At 71.3% G+C, this 3,239-nt stretch carries 2 protein-coding genes and 1 tRNA gene; all 3 read left to right on the forward strand.

The annotated features are described in order from the left end of the window. Window positions 1–485 precede the first annotated feature (485 nt). A complete protein-coding gene (locus tag V7067_RS14140; RefSeq protein WP_334176546.1) occupies window positions 486–2,402 on the forward strand; it encodes an ATP-binding protein in 1,917 nt (638 codons plus the stop codon). A gap of 208 nt (window positions 2,403–2,610) precedes the next feature. Beyond that, window positions 2,611–2,687: transfer RNA gene (locus tag V7067_RS14145), tRNA-His, on the forward strand. A gap of 140 nt (window positions 2,688–2,827) precedes the next feature. Beyond that, a partial coding sequence (locus V7067_RS14150; RefSeq protein ID WP_334176547.1) for a hypothetical protein occupies window positions 2,828–3,239 on the forward strand: 412 nt, incomplete at its 3' end.

A 3,239-nucleotide genomic window follows, 5' to 3' on the forward strand; every position in this document is an offset into this window, starting at 1 on the left:
CCGCGACTGTAACGATTGACGATGGGCCCGTGGTGCCTCCCGCCCCCCCGGCCGAACGGCCGCCCGTGTCCGTGCCGGCGGCGGCTCCGGCAGCGCTTCCCGCCGGGCATCCGGGCGGATCGCAGGCGACCGGCGAGGCTGATCCGGCACGCGCCGGGCTGCCGGCCGCACCGGCTGCCCGCGCCGACCGCCCTGCGTGGATGCGGGACGATACGGATGCAGAGACGTTGCGGCTGATGCAGGGGCTGCCGCCCCTGCCGGCCGCGCCGCCCGGAGACGAACCCCCGCGGCCGGATTGGATCAGGGCCGCGACAGCGGAAGCGCCGCCGCCGGAACCGGGCGTGGCCGGCGAGGCGATCCTTCCGGCATTGGCGGGCGAAGGACCGGCTGCGGCCTCGGATACCCGGCCGGGGGCGCAGGACTTCTTCGAACCGGCGCCGGCGGCGGACGTCGCAGGTGCCGCCGCTGTCGCAGCCGGTCTTCCGATGTACGACAGCCCGGCCCGGGCCGGCGCGGCCGGTGGCCCGCCATCGGAGGCCGCCGCCGATGGCTTGTCGGAGGCCGGCGATCTGCCGGAAGCCGGTGATCTGCCCGAAGCCATGGTGCCTTCCGGGCCGGACGTTCTGCCGGAGGAGGTGAACGAACCGGAGCCCGGCCTTGGCCGGATCGTGCTGGCTGCCGCGCCGGAGGCCGCAGCCCACGCCCTCGGCCGCGGGGAGGATGCCCCGGCTGGCAGCGACGAGGACGATATCGGCCGGCTGTCGCGGCCGGAATGGGAGGCCTTTCGCCTGATCGCGGCCGCTCTTGGCGCCCGCTTCGAGGGCGACGACGAGATGGCCTCGCAGACCCCCGGCGGCGGCCCGGCGGAAGCCCTTGCGCCGCTGGCCGCACCGGCGATGGCTGGTGCGGAGGGCGAGGAGCCCGACACCCGCATTCTCGACCGGCTGCCGATCGGCCTTCTGGTGTGCCGCAACAACCGGCTGCTCTATCTCAATTCGGCCGCTCTGCGGCTGGTCGGCCAGCCCGATCTGGCGGCCTTCGAGGCGGCCGGCGGTCTTGCCAGCCTGTTCGTGGACGAACCCGGCAGCGGCGGCGTGCGCATGCTGAAGGTGCGCCGCGCCGACGGGCGCGCCGTGGCCGTGGAAGCGCGCATGCACGCCGTGCCGTGGGGGCCGGCCCGGGCGCTGCTGATGGTGCTGCAGCCGCGCGAGGCGGCCGAGGACGAGGCGGCCTCTGCGGCCCTTGCGCTGGCCATCGCGCCGGCTGCGGCCGCGGCCCCGCCGGCCGGGCCCGGCGAGGCGGAACAGGTTCTGGATGCCCTGCCGGATGCGGTCGTCGTGGTCGACGCGGCGCGCACCGTCGTCACCGTCAACCGGGCTGCCGAGCGTCTGTTCGGGCATCCGCGCACCCAGCTCAGGGGCCGTCCGGTCGGCGACATCGTCACCTCTGTGGGGCGCGGTGCGCTTGAGGAGGCCATCGCCCGGCTGAGCGAGCCCGGCACCGGGCCCGGCAGCCACGATATTGAGGCGGTCGCCATTTCCGGGGCCGGCGACGAGGTGCCGCTGATGATCGGATTCGGCCACTTCGGCGAAGGCAGTGCGGCGCGGGTGTGCCTGACGCTGCGCGATGTGGGGGAATGGAAGCGCGGCGAGGCGGCGCTTTCTGCCGCGGTGCGGGCGGCGGAGGCGGCCAGTGCCGAAAAGTCGGCGGTTCTGGCACGCATCACTCATGAGATCCGCACGCCCCTCAACGCTATCATCGGCTTTGCCGAAGTCATGCTGGAAGAGCGGCTCGGCCCGGTCGGCACGGCGCGATATCGCGATTATCTCAGCGATATCCGCCTCTCGGGCGCCCACATCCTGAGCCTCGTCAACGATCTGCTCGATCTGGCCCGTATCGAGGCCGGACGCGCCGATCTGGAGCCGGAGCCGGTTGCCCTCAACGCGGTGGTGCGCGAGTGCGTGGGCATCATGCAGCCGGAGGCCGGCAACGAGCGCGTCATCATGCGCACCTCGCTGGCGGCAAGCCTGCCGCCCATCCGCGCCGACCGCCGCTCGGTGCGCCAGATCGTGCTTAACCTGCTGTCGAATGCCGTCAAGTTCAACACCGTCGGCGGGCAGGTCATTCTGTCCACCAGCCTGTCCGCGCCGGGCGAGGTGGTGTTCTGCTGCCGCGATACCGGCGTTGGCATGTCGGGCGAGGAAATCGCGCTCGCCATGCAGCCGTTCCGCCGTCTCGGCGGTGCCCGGCGCGGCGGCACAGGCCTCGGCCTGCCGCTGACGCGGGCGCTGGCCGAGGCGAACGGCGCCGCCTTCTCCATCCGCTCCGAGCCCGGCCACGGTACGCTGGTGGAGGTGCGGTTTTCCACATTCGCGGCCGATCCTGCGCCGGCAGCCGGCTGACGCGGTGCTCTCCGGGGTGTGCCGGCCGTTCTGTAACATCCTGTTCAGACAGGGGAATCCCTGTTTTCCACGGCGGCATCGCAGCTTCGCCGGCTTCTCCCCCCGCGGTCGCCGAAACGGGGTTGCCTTTTGCCGCGTTTGCCCCTAGGTTCCGCCACGTCGAGCAATCGACACGCCCGCCGGCGCTGCCGGCCGGTATGCGGGACATGCAGCTGTAGCTCAGTTGGTTAGAGCGTCGGATTGTGGATCCGAAGGTCCCTGGTTCGAGACCAGGCAGCTGTACCACAGCACATCATTGACATCGCCTCATGTTGCCGTAAGCGCCGCAGCGCTGTCGCACCCTTGTAATTTCCGCGCGGCATGGCACGTTCAAAATCCGATTCTGAGCGCAGGTGTCCTGCGATGGCGGTGAAAGGGCGGCCCGGATGACGCCGGGAGCATTCCGTTCCCTTGTCGTCGGGCCGGACATTCTCGACTTCGCTGCGAACCCGGCCGATCTCCGGCACGCGATGAACGCGATCCATTCCGTCGACGCGCTCGCCGCGCACATCCACGACGCATCGGACGGAGCAAACCGGCTGCCACGACGATCCCGACTATCGGGAGAAGCGCGCTCAGGGCGATGCGGAATTCGCGCTGCTGCGAGACGTGGCGAAAGCGATCCGGCACGCCGCTCTTTCTCGTGGAACCCCACAGATCTCCACCCCGAGGCTCTCCGGAGCCGGACAGAGATCACGTCGCAGCCGACCGGTTTCGGGCAGGCGATATGGGGCGAATTCGAATGGGATGCGCCGCTGCGGGTCGTGGTCGGGATGAACGGCGGGCCGTTCCGCCACC

The sequence above is a fragment of the Pseudoxanthobacter sp. genome (assembly GCF_036822375.1).
Lineage (GTDB): Bacteria > Pseudomonadota > Alphaproteobacteria > Rhizobiales > Segnochrobactraceae > Pseudoxanthobacter.

Excerpts from the sequence above, each read along its gene's own strand:
- V7067_RS14140 (WP_334176546.1), top strand. The coding sequence starts at position 486 with ATGTACGACAGCCCGGCCCGGGCCGGCGCGGCCGGTGGCCCGCCATCG.